The organism is Leptodesmis sp. (genome assembly GCF_052746595.1).
Genome location: NZ_JBRAGO010000074.1, coordinates 1 through 22,457 on the forward strand (window position 1 = coordinate 1; position 22,457 = coordinate 22,457).

Annotated in this window: 27 protein-coding genes; 7 read left to right on the plus strand and 20 right to left on the minus strand. The window is 50.3% G+C overall.

Going from position 1 to position 22,457, the window contains the following annotated elements:
- Positions 1-46 precede the first annotated feature (46 nt).
- The 6 genes from ACUVQO_RS15885 to ACUVQO_RS15910 all read right to left on the minus strand — a co-directional run bounded on the left by ACUVQO_RS15885 (position 47) and on the right by ACUVQO_RS15910 (position 4,566).
- A complete protein-coding gene (locus ACUVQO_RS15885; protein ID WP_445926824.1) occupies positions 47-946 on the minus strand; it encodes a molybdopterin-dependent oxidoreductase in 900 nt (299 codons plus the stop codon).
- Entirely contained in the window at positions 892-1,524 is a 633-nt protein-coding gene (locus ACUVQO_RS15890; protein ID WP_445926825.1) for a molybdopterin-dependent oxidoreductase, read from the minus strand. Before ACUVQO_RS15890 ends, ACUVQO_RS15885 begins: the two co-directional genes overlap by 55 nt.
- Positions 1,525-1,696: 172 nt before the next feature.
- Positions 1,697-2,578 (minus strand): hypothetical protein, encoded by an 882-nt coding sequence (locus tag ACUVQO_RS15895; RefSeq protein ID WP_445926826.1) that lies wholly within the window; start codon positions 2,576-2,578, stop codon positions 1,697-1,699.
- A 214-nt stretch (positions 2,579-2,792) separates the two neighbouring features.
- Positions 2,793-3,674, minus strand: a complete 882-nt coding sequence (locus ACUVQO_RS15900; RefSeq protein WP_445926848.1) for a mechanosensitive ion channel family protein — start codon at positions 3,672-3,674, stop codon at positions 2,793-2,795.
- 69 nt (positions 3,675-3,743) lie between these two features.
- Positions 3,744-4,010 (minus strand): hypothetical protein, encoded by a 267-nt coding sequence (locus ACUVQO_RS15905; RefSeq protein WP_445926827.1) that lies wholly within the window; start codon positions 4,008-4,010, stop codon positions 3,744-3,746.
- Position 4,011: 1 nt separating this feature from the next.
- Positions 4,012-4,566: a hypothetical protein gene (locus ACUVQO_RS15910; protein ID WP_445926828.1), complete on the minus strand. Its 555-nt coding sequence runs from the start codon at positions 4,564-4,566 to the stop codon at positions 4,012-4,014.
- A 96-nt stretch (positions 4,567-4,662) separates the two neighbouring features.
- Between ACUVQO_RS15910 and ACUVQO_RS15915 the strand changes: the two genes are divergently transcribed.
- Complete coding sequence (locus ACUVQO_RS15915) at positions 4,663-5,016, plus strand: hypothetical protein (RefSeq protein WP_445926829.1); 354 nt, start codon at positions 4,663-4,665, stop codon at positions 5,014-5,016.
- Between the two features lie 109 nt (positions 5,017-5,125).
- Here ACUVQO_RS15915 and ACUVQO_RS15920 read toward each other — a convergent pair whose 3' ends face one another.
- The 9 genes from ACUVQO_RS15920 to ACUVQO_RS15960 all read right to left on the minus strand — a co-directional run bounded on the left by ACUVQO_RS15920 (position 5,126) and on the right by ACUVQO_RS15960 (position 11,398).
- On the minus strand, positions 5,126-5,470 hold the full coding sequence (locus ACUVQO_RS15920) for a hypothetical protein (protein ID WP_445926830.1): 345 nt from the start codon (positions 5,468-5,470) through the stop codon (positions 5,126-5,128).
- 731 nt (positions 5,471-6,201) lie between these two features.
- Positions 6,202-6,654 carry a type II toxin-antitoxin system VapC family toxin gene (locus tag ACUVQO_RS15925; protein ID WP_445926831.1) on the minus strand — a complete coding sequence of 151 codons (453 nt, stop codon included), beginning with the start codon at positions 6,652-6,654 and terminating at the stop codon, positions 6,202-6,204.
- A complete protein-coding gene (locus ACUVQO_RS15930) occupies positions 6,620-6,895 on the minus strand; it encodes a hypothetical protein (RefSeq protein WP_445926832.1) in 276 nt (91 codons plus the stop codon). Before ACUVQO_RS15930 ends, ACUVQO_RS15925 begins: the two co-directional genes overlap by 35 nt.
- Positions 6,896-7,078: 183 nt before the next feature.
- Positions 7,079-7,525: a hypothetical protein gene (locus ACUVQO_RS15935; protein ID WP_445926833.1), complete on the minus strand. Its 447-nt coding sequence runs from the start codon at positions 7,523-7,525 to the stop codon at positions 7,079-7,081.
- Positions 7,503-7,844 (minus strand): hypothetical protein, encoded by a 342-nt coding sequence (locus ACUVQO_RS15940; protein ID WP_445926834.1) that lies wholly within the window; start codon positions 7,842-7,844, stop codon positions 7,503-7,505. The genes ACUVQO_RS15935 and ACUVQO_RS15940 overlap by 23 nt, the downstream gene beginning before the upstream one ends.
- A gap of 294 nt (positions 7,845-8,138) precedes the next feature.
- Positions 8,139-8,693: an MAC/perforin domain-containing protein gene (locus tag ACUVQO_RS15945; protein ID WP_445926849.1), complete on the minus strand. Its 555-nt coding sequence runs from the start codon at positions 8,691-8,693 to the stop codon at positions 8,139-8,141.
- Between the two features lie 433 nt (positions 8,694-9,126).
- Entirely contained in the window at positions 9,127-9,489 is a 363-nt protein-coding gene (locus tag ACUVQO_RS15950; protein WP_445926835.1) for a response regulator, read from the minus strand.
- 149 nt (positions 9,490-9,638) lie between these two features.
- Positions 9,639-10,151: a methyltransferase family protein gene (locus ACUVQO_RS15955; RefSeq protein ID WP_445926836.1), complete on the minus strand. Its 513-nt coding sequence runs from the start codon at positions 10,149-10,151 to the stop codon at positions 9,639-9,641.
- Positions 10,152-10,450: 299 nt separating this feature from the next.
- Positions 10,451-11,398 carry an aldo/keto reductase gene (locus ACUVQO_RS15960; RefSeq protein ID WP_445926837.1) on the minus strand — a complete coding sequence of 316 codons (948 nt, stop codon included), beginning with the start codon at positions 11,396-11,398 and terminating at the stop codon, positions 10,451-10,453.
- Between the two features lie 201 nt (positions 11,399-11,599).
- Between ACUVQO_RS15960 and ACUVQO_RS15965 the strand changes: the two genes are divergently transcribed.
- The 6 genes from ACUVQO_RS15965 (at position 11,600) to ACUVQO_RS15990 (ending at position 16,538) form a co-directional block, all read left to right on the plus strand.
- Positions 11,600-12,982, plus strand: a complete 1,383-nt coding sequence (locus ACUVQO_RS15965) for a BCD family MFS transporter (protein ID WP_445926838.1) — start codon at positions 11,600-11,602, stop codon at positions 12,980-12,982.
- A gap of 23 nt (positions 12,983-13,005) precedes the next feature.
- Positions 13,006-13,833, plus strand: a complete 828-nt coding sequence (locus ACUVQO_RS15970; RefSeq protein WP_445926839.1) for an inositol monophosphatase family protein — start codon at positions 13,006-13,008, stop codon at positions 13,831-13,833.
- A gap of 58 nt (positions 13,834-13,891) precedes the next feature.
- Positions 13,892-14,248, plus strand: a complete 357-nt coding sequence (locus ACUVQO_RS15975; RefSeq protein WP_445926840.1) for a Spx/MgsR family RNA polymerase-binding regulatory protein — start codon at positions 13,892-13,894, stop codon at positions 14,246-14,248.
- Positions 14,249-14,676: 428 nt separating this feature from the next.
- Entirely contained in the window at positions 14,677-15,243 is a 567-nt protein-coding gene (locus tag ACUVQO_RS15980) for an SH3 domain-containing protein (RefSeq protein ID WP_445926841.1), read from the plus strand.
- Between the two features lie 160 nt (positions 15,244-15,403).
- Positions 15,404-15,760 carry a hypothetical protein gene (locus tag ACUVQO_RS15985; RefSeq protein ID WP_445926842.1) on the plus strand — a complete coding sequence of 119 codons (357 nt, stop codon included), beginning with the start codon at positions 15,404-15,406 and terminating at the stop codon, positions 15,758-15,760.
- A gap of 112 nt (positions 15,761-15,872) precedes the next feature.
- Positions 15,873-16,538, plus strand: a complete 666-nt coding sequence (locus ACUVQO_RS15990; RefSeq protein ID WP_445926843.1) for a PrsW family glutamic-type intramembrane protease — start codon at positions 15,873-15,875, stop codon at positions 16,536-16,538.
- A gap of 54 nt (positions 16,539-16,592) precedes the next feature.
- Here the strand turns inward: ACUVQO_RS15990 and ACUVQO_RS15995 are convergent, their stop codons facing one another.
- The 5 genes from ACUVQO_RS15995 to ACUVQO_RS16015 form a co-directional block, all read right to left on the minus strand.
- Positions 16,593-20,054 (minus strand): DEAD/DEAH box helicase, encoded by a 3,462-nt coding sequence (locus tag ACUVQO_RS15995; protein WP_445926844.1) that lies wholly within the window; start codon positions 20,052-20,054, stop codon positions 16,593-16,595.
- Positions 20,055-20,222: 168 nt separating this feature from the next.
- Entirely contained in the window at positions 20,223-20,474 is a 252-nt protein-coding gene (locus tag ACUVQO_RS16000; RefSeq protein WP_445926850.1) for a Uma2 family endonuclease, read from the minus strand.
- Positions 20,378-20,758 carry a hypothetical protein gene (locus ACUVQO_RS16005; RefSeq protein ID WP_445926845.1) on the minus strand — a complete coding sequence of 127 codons (381 nt, stop codon included), beginning with the start codon at positions 20,756-20,758 and terminating at the stop codon, positions 20,378-20,380. The genes ACUVQO_RS16000 and ACUVQO_RS16005 overlap by 97 nt, the downstream gene beginning before the upstream one ends.
- 8 nt (positions 20,759-20,766) lie before the next feature.
- On the minus strand, positions 20,767-21,348 hold the full coding sequence (locus tag ACUVQO_RS16010) for a Uma2 family endonuclease (RefSeq protein WP_445926846.1): 582 nt from the start codon (positions 21,346-21,348) through the stop codon (positions 20,767-20,769).
- A 134-nt stretch (positions 21,349-21,482) separates the two neighbouring features.
- Positions 21,483-22,457, minus strand: a 975-nt coding sequence (locus ACUVQO_RS16015; RefSeq protein ID WP_445926847.1) for a DNA methyltransferase, incomplete at its 5' end; no start/stop codon positions are given.

Sequence of the window (22,457 nt, forward strand, 5' to 3'; positions counted from 1 at the left end):
CACCTCCCCCCAAGCCTGCGGCTATGGGCGGAGCACTGCGACGGATTTAGGTAGACAGATAGATGATCGTGTCAATGTTGCCCAGTGCTCGTTTTGCCTGCTCAGAATCGGGATTGGCGCCATAGAGATTTCCCCCGACACAGATCAGACTATCGACTTTACCAGCCTCTGCCGCTTCAATCAGATCGCGGGTGTGGTAGCCTTTGGGCAAATTCAGCGATCGGCCCAGCAACTGCTCTAACGCCTGCTTAATTTCCTCCCGCAGCCTCACCGTCACGCCCATGGAGCCAAATCCCTGCACATTGGGGTGTCCCCGCACCGGCATCACTCCCGTTCCCATGCGTCCAGCATTTCCCGTAATCAGTGCTGTGTTGGCAATGCTGTAGACGTTATCCACTCCATTCGCTTGTTGCGTAATTCCCATTGCCCAGGCAAACACCACTCGTTGCGACTGGCTAATGATCCGGGCGGCGGCTTCGATCTCAGCCTGAGAGATACCACAGGTGGCAGTAATCGCCTCCCAGGAGTGTGATCGAGCCTGTTCCAGCACGGCCTCCCAGCCTTCAGTATGGGCTTCCAGAAAATCCTGCCGCACCTGGCCCTGTTCGATCAACGCTTTTTGAATTCCGACGAACAGCACCACATCACTGCCGGGAATCGGCTGCAGATACAGCGAGGCAATCTCGGATCCCGCCAGCAGAGATTTGATGGGAAAGGCCGGAGACGCAAATTTGATTAAACCGATTTCCTGCACCGGATTAATTACAATCACATGGCCACCATGCTCGCGCAGCTTGATTAACTCATTCATCAACCGGGGATGGTTATAGGCGGCATTTGACCCAGCCAGCACCACACAATCTGCCTGCTTCAAACTTTCCAGGCTGACGATCAGGTGCCCGTGCCAAACATCTGTTTCAGCCCAACGGTAGAAGGCGCATGGCACAGATCAGAGCAGTCCACCAGATTATTGGAACCCAGGGTGCGTAAGAGCAGTTGCAGCAAAAAGGCTGCTTCATTGGAACCCCGCCCGGAACTGTAGGAGGCAATCCGCTCTGGAGGTTTCTGGAAAGCCGCAGTGGCGATCGCATAAATCTCGCCCCAGGAAATCCGCTCATAGTACGACTGACCCGCCCGCAAAATCACTGGAATACTCAAGCGTCCCAGGAGATCGGCTTCCAGGGAGGAGAGTTGTTGGAGTTCAGCGATCGAGCGATCGGCAAAAACCTGCGTGGGAACAGGCGGCTGAATTTCGGCTGAAATTGCCTCTACGCTTTTCATACAGCGCTGCAGCACTTCGCCATCTTCATTGGTAAACCCACCCTTCTGGCCCCCCGTCCCCCAGGCACAAGAGAGACAGGCACTCTTATGGAATAACGTCTTCCACAACTTCGGGCCTTCCGGCGACAGGGTATGCCTGACCCAATACTCAATGACAGGCAATCCGCCTCCCATCTCTGGTGTGTTCCCATGCGTTTCATTAACTTCGTTGGCAGCAGGCGGCATCGACGGCTGAGTATCCATAATGCTGGCAGGTTCGGCACAATCCCCTATCCATGCAGCATAACGCGAACCACCAGCTGTTGAGCCAAGCCTTGCAGTAATTAGCAATTAAAGTTGGGGATTAGGGATCAGGGACTCAGAATCGGGGGGTAACTGGCAATGCAAAGCCGTCACTCACCCACTCATCTACCCTTCATCCTGTCATCCCATCATCCATCGTCTGGGGTTTTGCCGATCGCAGAATCACCATCTCCCGCCCAACTACCGGACTACGGGCCACCAGAGTACCTTCTGAGTCTGTTAGCTCCAGTTTGCTGAAATTGAGTTGTTGGGTACGTTTCAGGAGGTCGTTGGCTAGCTTGCTCTGCTGGTTTTCGCTGAGGCCATACCACCCTTCACCCACGTTAACGGTTAACCGACTGGCCCGAAAGTTAGCCTGCACAGACTGAACGAGTCCATTGGCATACTGGTTGGTGATTTCAGCAACCTGATCCTGGATGAGGGCGATCGGGGGTTGGGCGGGAGTGGAGGAGGTGGGGGTGGGTGAGGACGCTAGGGGAGGTGGGGAGGTGGCGATCTGAGGCGGGGGTTTGGGGAAGAAGAGAGAGGTAGTGATCCAGAGAAGGAGTAGCAGGAGGGTGGCGATCGCTCCGGTTAAGACGACATCGGGTAGGGTTTGCAGAGAAGCGGGTAGGAGCCTGCGAATTGAGGGCAGGACACGGTTCCACCAGGCCCAGAATTTCTGTGCTCCGATACGAAGCAGGCTTAAGGTGTAAAGGGTGGCGTTGTAGATAGCGATCGCGGCGGCTTTTACTTTGGGTAGGGCAATTTGCAGGAACTGCTGGAGTTTTTGCAGGGTCTGGCTTTTGACCTGGGGCGATCGGGCTGCGGGGGGCACGGGGCGGGCGGTAGGTTGTGGCTGTGCTGCAACTGGCTCTACTTCAACTGTGGATTCAACCTGCAGCGAGTCTGTGCTGTCTGCTGTATCGACTATTTCAAAGCTGGCATCAACCGCAGGAGGGTTTTGGGTTTTAGAGGGATTGGCATCGGGTTGCAGGGGCGGTTCCTGAGACATACTTTCCTCCAGCAGACAATATAAGCAAGCGACATGACTATATCTTCCTATGGAACCACGGCACATTTCAGTTTGGGGGCTTAACTGAATGCTAGAACGTACAGCATGTAGAAACCGGGTTTCTGGCCAAAATTGGCATCGTTCTCAGAATCCGCCTAATTTCCCTGGTTTGTAGCCGCTTTTGGAGAAGCAACCAACTCAACCTGGGGATTAATCAAATCGGTGTTGAATGTAATTCCTTGAGGCCGACCAATTTAGATGCTGTTTGCCGCAAATGCCTGCCGTACTCGCAACCGAAACTCGCGCCCCACGCTCCATTGTTCCATCGGTACGGTTTTAACCAGACTCGGACTAACATTCCCATGTGCGATAGATCGTCAATGCCCAACACATTGGGTGGTTCGGGTATGCGATCGCGCCATTCGGGTTCGTGATACATCTGCTGCGAGACTTGCCGCAGAACATCCAGCACCTGTTTCGGATCGTTTTCATAGGCCACCAAAATGGAAAAATCAACCCGTGACCAGAGCCGAGTTAAATTACTGACATTGGTAATGTTGCTATTGGGAATCGTGATCAGTTTCCCTTCGCTGTTGCAGAGTTGAGTCACTCGTAGATTAAGATTTTCGACCAACCCACTCTTGTCACCAATTTGAATCACATCGCCAACGGCAAACTGATCTTCAATTAAAATCAAGCAACCGTTGACCAGGTCTTTGATCAAACTTTGGGTGCCAAAGGAAATGGCTAAACCAAGTACTGCCCCGCCTGCCAAAATTGAGGTTGTGGGAATATTGAACAGCCCCAAGGTGATCACAATTCCCACAATGATCAGCACAAATGTTATAAATCCTTTGAGTGCTTCGGCGATCGTGTTACTTCTCAGAGCAGTGCGTTGGGTTTCCCCGAGGGTTGGTGCTGGGTTAACTTTCCATGAATGGGAGAACCGATCGATTAAGCTCTTGCAAATTCGGATGGCTAAACTGATGCCAAACCAAATCACGATCAAGGCAAAGGGGGTTGCCCAGACGTACAAACTCCACCGCATCAAGACCGGTACAGTGGACATGATTTGAGCGATGCCGACATACCACATCACGATGAAAATCCAGAACAGTGCCCATTTCAGAAATTTGTTCAGGTCTAATTGCCGCTTCAGGCTAAATTAGTGCTGCACGGTGGCTAAAAAGCGCGATCGCAAATCCAGGATTTTTCTGGCTTCTGTTTCTTCCCCTTCAGAGATGTCTGATCCATCTGAAGGTTCTGATGGTTGGACTTTCTCTGCGGCGGCGATCGCAGTCAGTTGTTGGTAACGGGTTGTTAAAATTGCTTGCCTGCGAGTTAGAAGTCGTCGCAGTAACCAGATCAACCCACTGGTCAGGAGTAATCCCAGCAGGATTTGCAAAGCCTGGATCACGCGCCGAATAATCACCTCAGGTGGTCGCCAGTTGTCTGAACCGAATCACCTCATCTTGAATGACGTTCTGCCATTCCTGGGCTAATTCATCCAAGCTTTTGCCATTCCAGTCCGCATCGGGTTCTGTCACCGTTACCAGGCGTATGGGCCGCGAAGAACGATCGTTACTGATCTGAATAATTGGGCGATTATTCAACGTGGCAATCGTCACTGTGGGAGTTTGTTTGGCTAGGGTGGTGCGGTTCAACACTCGCCACAATCGCTCATTGACTTCGTGTGCCCGAATTTCAACCGGAAGCTTTCCTTCAGGAATATTGTCGCGATTGAAGATGGTCGGAGAGGTGAGTGTAAACAACACCTTGCCATCCAGGGGCGATTGCACAGGAGCCGTTTCGCACTCGCCCTTCTGGCTCACCTCTGAGGGCAGATTGAGCCGATCGGAGGCACCTGTGGGCAGTGAGGGCAGTTGGCTGTGGGCGATCGTGCTCCAACTCACAACTAACGCGAAGGTGATGAAACTGATGAGCGCCAACCGGATGGCAAACCGAAGCGGGCGAAGGAATAGCAACATAAACCCAAAAAACATCGATAGCTGCAATTGAGTCTATAACTGTAGACCGTTTGATGGAGAATATTACAGATACTTAACTGGTGAAGGAGAAGATCCATGAAATTGCTCCCTGTCGCTTTAGCAGGATTGCTGACCCTGAGTGCGGTGGCGACAACTCAACTGGTGGTGGCTCAGGGAAATCAATCTACTCCAGTCGAACTGCAGCAGAACGATCGCCGCCCTGCGATCGCAAAGGTGAATCCCAATAAACCGATTCAAATTCGAGTCATTAGCCAGACAACAGTGCCCGTAGTGGCTTCGATCGTACCTGCGGTAGGCGATCGACCCGTTGCACCAGGAAAAAGTATCACTTTTGGCCGATTACATACCAGCTACCTCTCCTTACCAATGGATTTGCAGGCTTCGCTTGCTAAAACGCCTGACCCCCCAAACCCATCGGCGTATCTTTAGACGTCAAAACATCTAGTAACAAAATCATCGTCGGCGTAAAAACCTCCACCAAGTCGGGCAACTCCGCTCAAACCATCAACGTAGACCAGAAAGGTTTGATTTATCTCTATTAGAGGGTCGCGATTACAGCTTTAGTTTCTCGCAACCGCATCAATTCATCGCGCCAGGACATTACCAGGAGATCAGTTTCAACATCCTGCCCCTGCTGTTGTACCCGCCATTTACTAAAGGCAAGTTCGTTTTGCACGCGGACGATCGCGGCTGATGTGCGGCGATTAGTGTTTTGAATGCGGCGGGTGCGGAAGCTGCGATCGCGCTTCACGGCTTCATACTCTTCCGGCGTAATCCCAGGATCCTGTTCATCGGCAAGCTGTTCTCGAATCACATTCCGCTCCCAGATGCCGCTCTGCCAGAACATCACACCCACAATCAGGAAGAAAGGGAAAAAACTCACTAGGCTGATGACGCTTTCCTAAACCCACTGATCCAGGAAATGTTCCACTAGAGTCGGTGTGGCAGCATTTAATCACACTGATCGGATGAGTTGTTACTCTCAACGTCTAGCTTTTAGGGGAACTGAAGTGAGACTATACAGCACTATGGTGTTTGCTATGCACACGACAGATAGAACTGCAATCCAAGTCAAGACATCCGCAATACCCCTAGACGGAATGCTTGGTTCTCCTGTGAAAGGAAACAGGAAAGTAATTACTCCTAGGACGCTTCCGGCAACAAAACCTTCAAGTACTACTCGAAGAATGCGGCGCGGCTGGTGTGATCTAGACCATGATGTATACACTGGCACTCGCAGATACACCGCTACAGCACACGCAATAAGGAGAGGAACTAGCCAAAGAAGCCCAAGGGGAGGTGGTCGGTCAGATCCAGCGTACAAGATAGCTATCCAGATTGCCAGGAATGCCATAGCTATCGCTATGGGACATTTGGAGGTCATCAGGAACGGCTGCTAATGGTTATCTCTAAAAAACAAATACAATCTACAAAAAACAAATACAATCTACCCTCAATGCAGCACATCGTTGTCGAACGATTGACACTTTACTTCATTTTAAGGTAAGTCAGCCAATGGAATGCTAACGTTCCCCTTGCAGCGGACGGTTGAGAAATCCCGGTGGAGATGCAAAGGTTACTAGCCGCCGCTGAAGGGAAACGTTAGCTGGCATTTTAGGGCAATAACTCAAAGTAGTCATAGTGGCTTGGACGAATAATCGAAAAATCTCGCCGATCAAGCGTATAAACCGTATAAACGCGAGTGATGTTTAGCCTTTCAGCAATAGCAACAATCGCGACATCTGTAAAATCAAGCTGATTATCAGCATACTGTTCCAAAATCTCATGCACCCGTACTAAATCCTCTGGGAGTACAGCTTCAACTTGAGCCGTATTAGGTGTCATGCTGGATACAAAACGACGCATCGCTTGATGACCCAATCTTGATGCAATCAGGTAGCAGACTTCAGGCAAAATAACTACAGGCAGCACCAATGGTTCATTTACACTTTGGGCGATAGTTAATACTCGCTGATGATTGCGATCGCTCTGGTCAGTCAACGCAAACAAAAACTGGTGTCGAGGAGTGCTGTCATGCTGATTCACTCGGCTTGAGATTCCAGCCATAAATTGGATTAACTTCGTTACATAGAATCTCCTCATCACGCTCTGAAACATCCTGTTGATCAGAGTTGCCTAAGCCTGCAATTGCCAGCAGAAAACTAGAAGAGTGAGTGGTTGCTTCTCTTTGATGGGCTGATTTATAGCGAAGATAGTCAAGGAAACTAGCAAGCTCTATCAGCACTTCATCAGGAAGAGCATTGACTGCTTCAAGTAGCTGTTGCCGTTTTATAGTGTTTCTATCCATTACTAAATCCTATGGTAAGAACTTCCCCGACTTTACTTCTCCACTTAACAATATCGCTCATGTACCGATCATTATGGCAAGCAATACCCAAGCAATTGATTGCAACAAAATAAAATACCTCCTCCAAGCAGACGAGGTACTAGAATCAAAACAGGCTAAATTATTCCTCCAACCTCAAAACTATTATCTGATTATCAAATCAGAGAATTTGCCTGATATTGGTGTTGAATCAGTAGAATTACCACCCAAGAAAACTTTATAGGTATCATCCACGGGAAAACCAAGATCTGCTAATTTCCTTTTAAGCAAAGATTCAAAGGATAACCCATCGCGGCTAAGGAGTAAATCGAATTCACCAGCCTGTTTTGTGATTTTGAGATAAACTGTATCTCCAGGATTAGGTTTGTAAATCGAATTAGGAGCACCCGAAGCATTAGCAATAAGTAGACGACCGTTAGAAGTAATTCCACTCACGATAGAAACTGTTTTGCCACTCTTGGTTGAAGAAATTCCCAAACCTATAAATCTTGCAGCACCTGGCAAGTTCGTTTCAGAAATAGCTGTCGATAGCTTTACCTTAACCTCAAATCTATCCTGATTCAGAACATCATATTCTTGCAACTTTGCCAAAGAGGAAGAATTTAGTTGGCACTGTTACTGATGTGCCACTAATACGTGTCGGTAGATCTGTCGTTAGACCTTTTGGTAAAGTAATAGGCTTGAATAAGTCATCTGATAGTGGGGGAATCTTGCACTGCTTGGAGTCATCAACACATTCATCTGCCGAATCAGCAATGAGCTGCATTGCATCCGAAACCCTGTCGCGATGGGTATTCAATTCCTCTCTCTTCTGTCGCTTTGCACTCTGACCAAGATCCCTATACTCATCAAACGATTCTATATTGTCGCTGACAAATTCTAATTTTGCTCTGTAGTCTCGCAGTTTCATATATGATCTCCCCAGACCCTCAAGTATACTTCTTTGCTTGGAAGTAACCACAGGAACAGAAGGAACGTTTTGAATTGATTTATAGTCATTTGTGATAGCCCTGATAGGTACAGAAGCGTCTCTAACAAGCCTTGGTGGTGCGGAAAACTCCTGAAACCCCTATAAATCAAGGATTCTCACCGAGACAGCGATCTTGAGTTTTATCGGGCGAACGAACGAGGGCAAGGGGTTTCAGGCGCTGTTTTGGTCGTTCAGGTTATCCATCATGAGACTCAAAAAAGTTTTCTGCACCACTCAGCTAACAAGCTTTGGAAAGTCCAGAGCTTGCTTAATCATTTCCTCAATGTTTACCTCTAAAACATCACCGCTTCCACCACCTTGAAAAACATAAACATTTGTGGTTCGATTTTCGGTCGCTTCTCGCATCTTGCTTTGTGCCTTTCCTGATCCATCAACCTTGACCCCAACTCCCGAATATTTACCACTCAACTTCGCACTAATCTCCCGTTTTTCTTCAGCGTTTGTCGTCTGAACCTCTATCAGAGCATAGTAAGTACCACCAGTTATATACCCTTCAACATACTGCGTACCATAGACCTGAGCAAATTCATCCCATCCACCCTCTTTCAGTCTCTTGATTGCTGATTCTTTTAGGGCGACATTGCGTATAAGCTTTGATGGATTCTCTACATAAACTTTTACTAAGGAATAGGTATAGTAGGTATTTACTTGTCTCTGTTGAAGAAACTTTGCTTCAGCAGATCCCCCTCCTCTTATCGTGGTCAAAGCAGCAGAGGCACTGACATTAAGCGAACTTGCCAATTCCGAGGTATTAGTGACAGTTTGCATTGTCAACGTAGAAACTTGTCCTTAAGGATTAACTAAGGAAACAAGTGGTTCAAAGTCTATCCCAACACTAAAAGTCCGAAGAGTATCTGGATTTACACCACGTCCTTCATACAGTTCACTGAACATTGGAATTTCCGGCATTTCTTCCTCCAAATATAATGAGAATTTATTGAACCGCCCCATTCACTCGCACCCTGTAGGAAGCTCAGAATGAGCAAACGTCTCCAAAAGACAAGTGCAAGGACTCGATTTAGAGCCAGAACTATGTATTCAACGTCAGATCTGCTGGATAAGCACCCACTTTTGCAGGATTATCCTGTGCATTTACGGGATAATCCTCCTGCTTTAAGGAATTAAACAAAAACTTTGCAGGATAAATCCGGGATTTCGGATTGCGATCCGTGTTTGCTGCACCACCAGGCCCTGCTGTCTTCTACTGCAACAACTTCTTCACCGCGTCAATTAAATCTGGTGGATGGTAGGGCTTGGTGATATAAGCATCGGCTCCCTGTTTCATGCCCCAGTAAACATCAAACTCTTCACTTTTACTGGTACACATAATTACCGGGATATGTTTGGTATTGGGACTGCTCTTCAGCCAGCGTGTCAGGTCGTACCCGTTCTTACGCGGCATCACAATATCCGTGATCACCAGATCAGGGAGGTGGGACTGAATTTTCTCGATCGCCTCTTCCCCATCTACAGCCTCCATCACTTCAAAGCCGCCTTTTCTCAGTTGCTCTGAAACCATCTGCCGCACGGTAGTACTGTCATCCACAATCAGAACTGTATGCATAACTCCCGATCGGCTGGTAGAAACATTTGGCAGAGAGAAATCGTAAGTTTACCGCGATCGCTCCCTTTCCCTGAGTTGGAGGGTATCACGACCTGGACAGGATCTAATAACTCCATTAGTGTAAAGGACTGACCGGGGTTCGTCTATTTCTAATAGAGCCAGGGAAGAAATTTCTTAACCCGTTGCCGATAATCCCCGTAATCGGGATAGGTTTGGGCCAGCCAGATTTCCTCTCGCCGCGCTTTGGCATCAAAGAAAAGGAATAGCACACAGGCTCCCAGCAGGTGAGACAGGCTGAACAGATAAAGTGCCCAGGCGATCGTGACAAAAATCACTCCACTATAAATCGGATGCCGCACGAATCCATATACGCCTGACTGTACTAACTGCCCATCTTCCCGTGGATGCGGTAGTGGGGTGAGGTTATTCCCTAGATCCACTAACCCCTTCACCAGGAACACCAACCCGATCAGACCCAGAATAGCCGCCACACTCCACACTCCATAGAGCAGCGGCAGCTTTAGAGCACTCCAGCTTGCAGGCCGATAGACAGGCAGCAGGGCAAATCCTAGAATCAGCAGCCCCTGAACCAGTACCCAGTATTCGCCTCGGCGACCCTGCCAGCTATCGGCCTTAAAGCCCCAATCGGTAAACAGTTTCATCTTAAAAGTGGATATCGAATTTTGCCTTCAGTGTATCGGAAGGGTTACAGTTTTGCTTCTGATAACCGAATGATTTCTTCCCCCTTTGCTTCTCAACTGAGCTATGCCGTACAGCTATCTTTAGCTTCGTTTTCACACCTGACCCGGAGGACTTCCCCCCGGCCCCCCGCTTTGTGGGGGGCCTAACTCCCCCACGCCCCCCGAAAGGTGCTGCTTGTTAGAGTTGAGGATCTTGCGTTAATCAAGTCAATTTCACTGTGTCAGGGATTTTTGCACCAACCCTTCCCGATTTCGGAGGACTAACGGCAAGAGTGGCTGATTTCATCCAATTGAGTTACTTCATCGGGACTCAAGCTCCAACCTAAGGCTCCGGCATTTTGTTGGGCTTGGTTGGCGGTCTTGGCACCGGGAATGGGGATCACGCCGCCTTGAGCGATTAACCAATTTAAAGCGACTTGGGCTGGGGTGCGTTGATGAGCATCGCCAATTTGTTGGAGAGCCTTGATTAAGGGGGAAATTTTTTCTAGCCCCTTCTGACTGAAACGAGGATCGAGCTTTCGTGCTCCGGTCAGGGAGGGGGAACTGTCAGGGGTATATTTTCCGGTGAGTAATCCCTGGGCCAGAGGGCTGTAGGCCAGAATGGTAATACCTAGCTCACGGGCAGCATCTAAAACTCCATTGGTTTCAATTTGGCGGTTCAGGAGGGAGTAGTTCATTTGATTCACGGCTAGGGGGATGCCTCGATCGGCCAGGAATTTGTGAGCCTGCCGCATCTTGTCAGCGGAATAGTTGCTCACGCCGATCGCTCCAATGCGGCCTTTCTCCACTTCATCGGCTAGAGCGTTTATTAATGTCTGTTGGCTCATCAAAAAATCGAATGGCCAGTGCACCTGATAAAGAGCAACGTGATCTACCTGTAATCGCTTGAGGCTAGCAGTGAGGGCATCTACAACGGCCTGAGCACTAAACCGCCAGGGCAAGGGGAAATACTTGGTAGCAATTTGTACGGGGCGATCGGCCTCTTTCATGAATTGCCCGATCAGTCGCTCTGACTCTCCTAGGCCATAAATCTCTGCCGTATCAAAAAAATTTACTCCCGCATCCAGGGCCGCAAAAAAGGCTCCTCGTACCTGTTCCGCTCCATACTCTTTGCCATAATTCCAGAACAGGGTATCTCCCCAGGCCCAGGTGCCAATCCCCAGGGTAGGAACTTGAGGGCCATTGGAACCAAGCGTGATAGTCTGCACAGCGTTTACCACTTTCTCAACAACGTTTTATTCAAGGAGGTTCATATTTCTTCATATTTTAACGCACTCGTCCTGAAGCTGGCTCTGAGCCTTATCCTGGTAGATCAGAAAACTCCTTGACTAAAAAACTCGAATTTTGCCTTCTTAGAATCTTGGCCAGCTATGGAAACCAGTCAGCCTTCAGAGTCATCTTTTAATTCGTTGGAAAAGCCTCGGATCACGATCGGCACCATGCTGCGGCTGGGACTGTTCCAGATGGGATTGGGAATGCTGTCAGTCTTGCTATTTGGGTTGTTGAATCGGGTGTTGATTAAAGAACTGGATGTTCCCGCCACGATCGCAAGTGTTGTGCTGGCCGTTACCCTGTTTGTTGCCCCCTCCCGCGTTGTGTTTGGGCAATTATCCGATACCAAACCCTTATGGGGATTGCACCGCACGGGCTATGTGTTGGCGGGAATCGTCAGTGTGGCGGTGATTGCGTTTGCGGCCGTACAGGTAATGTGGCAAGTGGGAGCAAGCTTGCAAACGGTCGGATGGAGTACGCCAACCTATGCCTGGATCACCCTCCTGGCTGCGTTGTTTGGGGTTTATGGGCTTGCTCTGAGCGCCAGTTCTACCCCGTTCGCCACCCTGCTGGTGGATATTACCGATGAGGAGGATCGCTCCAAAATTGTTGGCGTTGATTGGGCGATGTTGATTGCAGGCACGATCGTCGGCGGCATCACCATTGGCATCATGCTCAGACAACTGGGCAATAATCCCTCTCTGGAAACACTGCAAGCCAGCATCAATCAACTGTTTCTGGTCATGCCCTGGGTTGTGGTTGGATTAGCCTTGCTTGCTACTTGGGGAGTGGAACGCAAGTATTCTCGCTTTGCTCAACGGGTTCAAATCGATCCAGAAGAACAAATCACTCTCCAGCGGGCATGGCGGATTTTGACGGCCAACCGACAAACGCGCTTTTTTTTCACCTTCCTACTAGCCATGACGCTAGGGTTATTTCTCCAGGATGCCATTCTGGAACCCTACGGTGGGGAGGTGTTCAAACTGGCGGCGGGTTCCACGGCCACTCTGAATGCCTTCTGGGGCACTGGAACATTAATTGGCATTATCGGGGCCGGGTTTTTCATGGCTCCCCGCATTGGCAAACGTCAGACGGCAAAATTGGGCTGTCAGGCGGTGGTGATTTCCCTGGTGCTCCTGATTCTGGCTGGATCGTCTGGGAATCCCAAATTTCTGCAACTCGTGCTGCTAGTGTTTGGCTTGGCATCAGGAATTACGACCACCGGAGCCATTACTCTGATGCTGGATCTAACGGCAGCAGAAACGGCTGGCACCTTTATTGGAGCCTGGGGCTTATCTCAGGCGATCGCACGGGGACTGGCAACGGTGATCGGCGGCGCGACCCTGGACGTGGGCAGACGGTTAACCAGTAACTTAGTGATGGCCTACGGGCTGGTGTTTGCTTTGCAAGCCTTTTGCATGATGGTTGCGATCGTGCTGCTGCAACGAGTGAGTGTGCAGGAATTCCAGACTACGGCCAGGCAAGCCATCGCAGCCGTGATCGAAAGCGATCGAGATTAGCCCTATTCAATTACTTGAACAGCATGACAACCGAGAATTTTTGGTCAACGGTTCTGACTTTCGCTGAAACGCTATGCGATCGCGTCGGTACTCAATTACTGCACTATGGACAGGCGCAGACGACGGAAAAAGCCGATGGCAGCTTGGTGACACAGGCCGATCGCTGGGCGGATGAAGAACTGCGAACTGCGATTCAGCAAACGTTTCCTGACCACGGCGTACTGAGTGAAGAAGTCGCCCATATCTTTTCCGGTACGGAATGGTGCTGGATTATTGACCCGATCGACGGCACCACCAACTTTGCCAGAGGGTTGCCGTTGTGGGGTATCTCCCTGGGATTGTTGTATCAGGGAACGCCCTTATTTGGCTACGTCCATCTGCCGCCCTTACGCCAGTCCTTTTATGGCTACTGGTATGGGCAATTGGGACTCACCGGGCCAACCGGAGCTTTTCTCAATCACCACCCGATCCATACCAGTCCAGATGATCCCAGTCCCAATCATTTCTTTAACCTGTGCGCCCGCAGTACCTCTATCCTGCAGCAGCCCATTCCCTGCAAAATTCGCATGTTAGGAGTCGCCACCTACAATTTGCTGACCGTCGCTGCCGGATGGGCACTGGCTGGAGTTGAAGCCACTCCCAAGATCTGGGATATTGCGGCGGTTTGGGCGATCGTTCAAGCTGCCGGAGCCACCTGGACTGCCCTGGACTCAGCCCCCATTTTTCCTTTAGCCGCCGGAACGGATTACAGTCGCCGCTCCTATCCCACCCTAGTCACCAGCCGCGCTGACTTAGTACCCATATTTTTGCCGCTGGTGCAGAAGTTAGGAAAAGCGAATACAGGTGGCTAAACAGATGACCAATGACTAATGCACGTCTCCAATTAATTGTGGCTCAACGACTCAAACTATGTCCCTACAAGTCTACGGAATTTCCAATTGTGGCACCTGTAAGAAAGCTTTTAGCTGGTTAGAGTTGAACGGTGTGGAGTACGACTTCATTAACACCAAAGACCAACCACCTAGCAAAGCCATGATTCAGAAGTGGGTACAGGAACTTGGGTTTAAGCCGATGCGAAATACCTCCGGCCAGTCCTATCGCGCTTTGGGCAGTGAGAAGGATGACTGGACAGAGGCAGAGTGGGTGGAAGCCTTTGCCAAAGATGCTATGCTGCTCAAACGGCCTCTCTTTGTGAAAGACGGAAAAGCTGTGCTGGTGGGTTTCCGGGATAAAGATGAAGTGATCCGACAAAAGTTAGGTATTTAAGAGATTGTTTGTAAATCAATGTTTCGATCTCCCTAAATTCCCCTTAAAAAGGGGGACTTTAGGCATTCTGGTTCGCTTCTCTCTTTTTTAAGGAGGGTAGGGAGGGTCCAATCCCAGAGCATATTTCCTGCATCTTAATATTCATTTACAAACAGTTTCTAACCTTAGAAGATGTTTGAGAAGTCGCGATCGCTTGAACCGTCCATCTTTTGATCAAACTCGCCCTTACAGTCGATCGCTGACAGAAAACTCCTTCCTTGAATACTTAAATGAAAGTTGTGATCGTCCGATCCCTATCTACTACCCAAAGTATGATTATTCTGGCTTAACCCACTAACTTTCCAACGACGAGAATTGAGCCAGGTCACTCGACGGAGCCTTATTTTGTTGGGTTTATCAATTCTTGGTAAAGTTAGGGAATTTTTTAAATGAAGCTTCCAAATGCGCTTTTAGCCGCGATCGCCGCGATCGCCTCTGTTGGTATTGCAGCAATAGCCAAAGCAGACACGGTGACGGCTCGCTGTGATGTGTACCCCAAAGGGGAAGATCGGGCCACCTCCTCCGGCCTCTGTACCTTTTCGCAACGGCAGGGGGTTGTAGGGATTCAGTTGAAAAATGGCAAGCGCTATGACCTGGTTCCGGTAGGCAATAATCCTGGAAATTATCGAGATCAAAATGGTCGTCCTGCCTATCGCCAGTCCGGCCTGGGTGACAAAGGGCAAATTTACCGCCTCGCCACTGAATCCATCTACGTTTACTGGGATCTGGCTCCCTATGGAAAAAATTCTGGAACTCAAAATAGTGGCAGTTCTACCTCACCTGTTGCAGCTCGTGGCATTTCCACATTAAAGGCCAGCAATTCTACAACTCGGATTAATGTGCGATCGCAACCCACAATTAATTCCAGCACACCTCACTATGGGGTACCCGGTGACAAGGTGAAGGTGATCCAGTGCGTGCAGGATCAAGACACCGCTGGCAGCGATCTGAATTAGTGCCGGGTGGAATTTGTCAGGATCCAGAATTTTGGGTGGCATCGACCAGAACCCGATTTAGAGAGAAACCTGGGATTTTCTCTAAAGTCGTCAAGGGGAATGTTCCCCAAGGCACGGTTCTGCGTAACCTGGGCTGTCAGTCCACGCAGACGCCAACCTGGTGCAGGTGGCCTATCGGGATAACCCTCAATTCCAGGGCTGGGTCTTTTCTACTGATCTACAAGCCTATCAATCGAATACAACCAAACCCACCAACCCATCCACCAATCCATCTAATACAACTGCTCAACCGGGTGATTCCGTCCCTGGCCTGGAAGATCTAGTGGGTGCGAGAGCAGGGCAGGCTGAACAGACCGTTACCCAACGGGGCTACGAATTTCGCAATAGCAGGCAGGTCGCAGATAGCAGTGTCACCTATTGGATGGAGCGGGGCACCGGAAATTGTGTCGCCATTCGGACAACGGATGGTCGCTATGGGGCGATCGTCTACACAGCAGACCGGGACTGTAACCGCTGATAGTTTGATTCAGTTTCATGCAGCAGGGCACCCACCGTAGTAGGTGCCTTGGCTGTCGTGAACTAGCTAGATTCGCTGCAGTTTACTCTCCAAAGTCGTCACTATCCACGGCTTGTCTGTATCTCCCATCCTTTACCTCGTAGCCATGATATCCACAGAAGTTGCCAAAATAGAAGTTGCCAAAATTCCCCACGGCTCTCCCTTAAGCCGTCCTAGAAATGCGATTTTTGCCACGCTGGTTCTGGTAATGCTATTAGGCAGCAGCCTACTGTTCCTGTTTCGTAACTATTTTGTCAAACTCTCCCCAGCGGCACTTCAGGTTTTTGGTGTCAGCTTTCTCGCGACGCTGATGGTGGCTCCGATTCCGCTGGCCATTCTGTGGTTTTTAGATCGATGCGAACCAGAATCCCGCTGGCTTTACCTGATTGCCGTACTATGGGGAGCCGTAATCGCCACCGGACTGGCGATGCCGATTAATGGCTGGATCTTCAAAAGCCTGACTGATTTTGTGGCCGTTTATCCTGACATCAAAGCCATTTTGGGTGGAGATGCCGGGAGAAGACTGGCAGCACCGATCGCCAGGCCGTTGGTGGAAGAAACCTTAAAAGGGCTGGGAGTCTTGCTCCTGTTCTGGCTATTCCGCAGTGAGTTTGATAATGTGCGCGACGGCTTTATTTATGGTGCCTTGGTTGGGACTGGCTTTAATTTATTGGAAACTCCGCTTTACGTGATCGATCGAGATGAGTCGCCGCAGATTACTTTTAATCCCCACAGATAACCTCTCGGCGGTCGGCTCCATCGATTTGTTATCTCGCTGGGCAAGACATTTCGTTTACTTGCCGATCATGTGCAATGCCTCGATCCAGATTTTGAGTTCTTGCTCAGCTAAGTTTTTATCAGTCAACTCCTGTTCCTGGTGGGCGATGTAGGTATTCCGAAAATCATTGATGCGGGTGACGGTTTCCAAAAACTTACGTCCGCCCTGAAACCGCAACTGAGTTTGCAGCGCCTCAAATACTCCCCCTATTTTTGTGGTGTCATTGAGAGCGTAGTCTAAGCACGATCGCAGCAAGCCAATCAGTGACAGCCCGTTATTAAACACCAGCGTCCGTTTCAGATTTTGAGCAAGTTTTCGATAATAGTCTTCGGATTTGCGATCGACTCCACCTAAATACGGGGCAAACCAAGCTTTTTGGTCATCCACCGTAGCAGGCATCTCTGGTTGCAGCCGCCGCACCAGAAAGCCTTTTGCTACTTCATCAATGGAACCCAGTAGGGCGGTAAAGACCGGAGCATAATTCATGCCTTCTTTGTTTTCAAAAAAGCGATAGAGCATAACGGCTTGATCAGCAGCGCGGCGATAGCGGGAAGGCAGCGCATTGAGAATGGCTGGGTCAATCAGGCTATCCACCGTAGCAACTTCTTCGTCGGATTGCCCTAAATTGACAAACAGCGGTAAGTCTTGGAATTCCTCAGATTGGAGTAGGTTTTGTAGAGCAGGGGCACAGGCATGGGCCAGTTCGGCAATGGTATCGCCTGCCATGCGTTCAAACACGCCTTGGGGAATGTAGAGATAGTGCCATTGACCGACTTTTTGCTGACTAAAGTCAGCACTACGAGCGCCTTGGTTTGTAGTAACGACTTCAGTCGTTCCCCCAGAAGCTGCCTCGCACCAAGCGATCGCGGCTTTGGCTTTCAACGGTACATCCCGATCTTCGCGTCCTTTGGTTTCTACCAGGTAGTAGTGACCATTAAGGGTGCGAACAAAGAAATCGGGGGTGTAGAACGCTAGTCTATCTCCATGGGTCAAGTAATCAATCCGCAAACACTGGGGACCTGCGTTTTTGGCAAAAGCTGCCACATCGGAGGCGCGATCGCAGAACTTCGCCACGGCCACTTCTAACTCCCGATTGCAGGTGACGAGGTTAAACAGGGTCTTAGCCGCTTCCAAGGCGGGACGGCGTTCGCTCAAGGTGACTTGAAAGGGTTTCCAGGCATTGAGCGATTTGGGCGGTTCAACCATCAGCCGTTCTTCGGTGGTGGTGGTGCGGCTGCGAATCAGGGGGACAAACACTGCTCGTAGGTGTTCCCCCACATTGGAGTCGGCTAACCGAGCCACTAGAGCCGGATCGAATAGAGTTGCTTTCTGTTCAAACAAGATTTCTTCCAGGAAGGTCTGGATCAGGGGTGCGAGGATAGGATGCAGTCCCCGCAATTTACAAATCGTTTCCAGTTGCTTGACGTAGTAGGAAACTGCGCCAATCCCCGATGCTAACAGCGGTAGATTGAGTTGCAGTTTCTCCACCACTTCGCCTGTAAACAGGTGTCGTCCCTCATACTGAATTTCGTTGTTGCCCTGTTTGCCTAACGGTAAGGGTTTGTAAGGTTTGAACGCCTTTTTCACATCCTGAATTGTCAACCCTTCCAGTTTGGGCACAATCCGAAAGCCAGCGGAAAGGGTGGGAATCTGGATATTCAGCGCATTCACATCTTTATGGGCTTCATCAGGGAAGATGGAAATGGTAGTAGCGGGGACGCGATCGAGTTCCACGATTTCCAGCGGCAAGCCTTCCTGGGCCAGTTCTTGCTGATAAAGGCTGGCAAAGGCGGGATGTTCTACCACTGTCACCAGCTCGTTGGCTTGACCGGGGGGAGTCATGCGCCGTAAGCCCCGTCCCAAGGTTTGTTCTGGCAAAATGTTGGCTTTGGAACTGTAGGGACGCAGGGGCACGATCGTGGTTACATTGCGCACATCCCAGCCTTCCCGCAGCATCAGCACCGAGACAATGCAAAAATAGGGACTGGCGTTGCTATCCAGTTCGCGGCTGAGTTTTCGTAATGCCTTTAGGTCTTCATCACTGATGGCTTTTTCGTCTTCGACGAATTCATACCGCGCCGCTTTACCCCGTCCGACCTTCTTCAACTTGCCCTTGAGGTTGGTGTGCAGGTTAATGGTTTTGCCATTGAGTTGTTCAAACAGGGGATCGCTATTGAGGCGTTGGGTAATTTGATCGGCAGCTTCGGTATCGTCGCACATAATGAACAGGAGGGGCTTTTTGCCGCTGGCTGCCCACTCAGCTTTACTGGCTTTCCAGCGTTCATAGCCCAAAAGCAAATGCTGTTCCCAGCGGTAGGCGGCGTTGTCGTCGGCTTGTTCGACTAGCTTGCGGCTGGCTTGGCCAATAATCGGGGTTTTGACAATTCCGGCATCCACCGCTTCACCCAGAGGCGTATCACAGACAATATGTTTGAACAGTTGCCCTTTGTTGTCTTTGGGGGTGGCAGAGAAGTCCAGTTGGGCCACCAGTTTGCAGCCGCTGCGAGCCAGGATGGTTTCGTGCAGGGTGCGGATGGCTTCGTTCCAGGCAGAGCCGGAATCCCAAACGTGGTGTGCCTCGTCATTGAGTACCATTACCCGGCGATGGGCGGTGATTCTGTCTCGTAAAGCGGCTCCTGTATCGAGAGCTTTTGACTTAGACACTACGGGACCCATCCAGGCGTAATTGTCGTCCTCAGCGTTCTTTTTGCGTTTGGCAGTGTTGTAGAGGCGATGAATATTGGTGAGATAGAGCGTCCCACCCGTCGCGGCTCCGCTGGCTTCGTCCTGTAGCACCACCGATAGGTTCCAGTCGCTGCGCCATTCCGGGGGAATCAGGGGGTCTTCGTCGAAGACGCGCCCGTTGCCAAAGTCATCTTTGAGGCGTTCGTAGACGGTGAGGTTAGGCGCAATGACGACAAAATGCCGCGCCATTTCTGAATCAGATTCGCGTAGGGCATGGAAATAGCTCCAGACGATGCACAGGCTCATGACTTTGGTTTTGCCTGCCCCCGTTGCCAGTTTGAAGGCGTAGCGGCTCCAGGCATCTTCCTCTTCGGTGATGCCCAAGGCCTGCAACTCCGCATTCGTGCCGCCAAATTCGGCAATGATTTGCGATAGGCACTCAATCCGCCGCACTTCTTTCAGGTAAATCAGGGTTTCTACCGCTTCTCGCTGGCAGAAGTAGTAACGAAACTCAGATTCTTCCCCTTCAGGGGTAGTTTTGTGGTGGGCGCGGTTAAACCAGTGATTCAGCAATTGAATCGTGGTGTCGCTGGCTCCGATATAAAAGGCTTCTCGCCACTCCCGCACGGCTGCCCGTAGGTTGTTTACTACCTCGATCGAGGAGGCTCTGCGTCCCTGTTTCACCACAGCGGGGTCGCCAGATTTTTCTGCCCGAACGCGATGGGCGTTGGGTTCTTGCCAGGGGGCGAACAGGGGTTCAAGAACGGTGGGATTGAGAGGGGTTGAAGTCATAGGTTAGGCTGTTGCATATCCACTAAAGCTCTGCATTTGCAGTGATCAAGGTATCGCAGGAGTTAGCTCATCATTAGCGCATCAATTGTTGCCGCAAGTTGCGGAGTGCAATACCTGTACCTTGCTCAGCAGCGGCGGCTAACACTTGAGTGATGATTTCAGGCAAATCTATCCCTGGAAATAGCGACTGCGGGTTTGCAGTTCATAGGTTTTCCCTTGCAGAGCATATATCTTTAAGTCATTTTTTTTGAATAGCCAGACTTCCGAGACACCGTAGGGGGCATAATCTTCGGCAGCGGTATAGGTGGCCACGTCAATTTCAATCACCAGATCCGGGGGCGGATCACTCTGCCAATTGATGTGGTCTTGGCCGAGGGCTGCCTGCCAGTTGTCGATGTGAAAGCAGTAGTCGGGTTCAATGCCCCTGCATCGAGAATATCCATTGTGATGGGGGTAAAGGCTTCGTAGTTGCGATTTTCGCTATCCAGGAGGATTTCCACAATCCTGGCTAGGAGATGGGCTTCGCGCCCGTGGCGAGGGAGGGGACTCATCAGCAAAATTTCTCCGTTGCGATACTTGATGCGGGGGAGGGAGCGATCGCCGCGACTATCGCGTAGGGTGCAGTAGTCTTGCCAGGTGCCGGGCATTCGCATGACGCTACCAGGGGGAAGCTGGATTTTTTCACGGGAGATGACAGCGTACATAAGCCAACCTAGAATGAGAGCTTTTGAAATAGATCAGCCACGGGGAAAGTAAATCCGGGAATCACCTCTTCTCCATCCAGAGAATCAACGGATTTCAACAGGCGATCGGGTTCTTGGGCGCAGCGATAGACCAAAATATAGTGCTGTGTTGGGCTAATCACCCAAACTAAGCGGGTACCGTTCTGAAAATATTCCGCGATTTTTTCATCAATTTCTTCCACCGTATTACCTGGAGAGAGTACTTCAACGGCGAGATCGGGTGCGCCCTCTAGAAAACCTGTGGGTAATTCGGTCATGCCTTGCAGTCGCTCTTTGGCAAAAAAAGAAATATCAGGGGAACGGCGATTTCCACTTTTCATCTTGAAGGCGGTGCTGGAGTCTAAAATAACCCCCAGTTTTTTGGACAAGACATAGCTGGCTAAGGCTGCTACGAGTAGGCTACAGATATAGCCATGCAATGCCCCTGAATTTCCCATATCAATCAATTCTCCATCGACAATTTCATAGCGATGTCCGTCCTGGGGGAGTGCCATGAATTCTTCATCTGTCCAAACCTTTTTTTCTTTTGTTACTTCAGTTGCGATAGTCATTAGTGAACTCCTTACAATTACTCTGCATCTTAAGCAATAGTAAGTACCTCCAACCTCAACGTTTGTAGTAACAACTTCAGTCGTTGCATTTGGAGGAATATGATGGCTAAAGCCCTCACTACAAACCTCAACATTCATACTTCTACCTCTACGGTAATGGAGGTGTCGCAGCCGAAGATATCCACAACCTTGACGCAGGCGGTGTATTTGCCGGGTGCGGGGTAGGTGTATCCGGCATCGCTGATGGTTTTGAGGCTGCGATCCTTACGGGTGCGGTAGTCTTGCCAATCGTGGTTGAAGGGTTTGCCTGGTTGCCAGTTGAAGTCTACCGCCCAAAAGTCGATAAAATCAAAGCCGCTTTTGATCGCCCGTTCTTTGATGGCTTCCAGTTCTTTGGTGGGGACTTCGGCCAGGGACGGAAGGAACTGAGTGAGTTTGATGTCTACGGTGCGGGGTTGAGTGTTAAAGCCCTCACCACAAGCCTTGTTCGTAGTAACGACTGCAGTCGTTGCGTTACCATACACCGCCTCCGCCGCCAATACCGCCACTTCCAAAAACGGCGGCGGTGCTTTGCGGTTCTTCTCCATAATTTCGCGGGGAATCTGCACCAGCTTCAGCTTCACGCCCAACTCCTGCGCCAAGGCATTCACCAGCAGATGCAAGTCCATTTCAAACTCCCAGGCAAGGCAATAGCACTCCCGCCCGCCCGCCTGTGCCGTCGCCTGCGCCACCTGTTTAGCCTCGTCTCGGGTAAATATGGAGTCGATGCCATCCACATGGCAAAATGCCCCAGCTTTGCGCCCATGCAGCAGGGGCGAGGGTGGGTTGGTGAGGATTTCCGCTTTGAAGAATTCCAGAACCACCCGCCGATGTTCTTCATCCGCACCCTGCAAGCGGTCTTTTTGCCACCATTGCCGCTCGTAGCGCCCTAAGTTATAGACATCAAAGGCGCGATACGGTTTGCCCTCACTGTGCAGCTTGCGTTGCAGCTCAATCATCCGCTTGCGGGAGGTGTGAATGGCAAACCGCCCCAAATCACACATCAACCACCTGCGCCCCAACCGCTCGGCAACAGCTCCGGTGGTGCCACTGCCACAAAAGAAATCAGC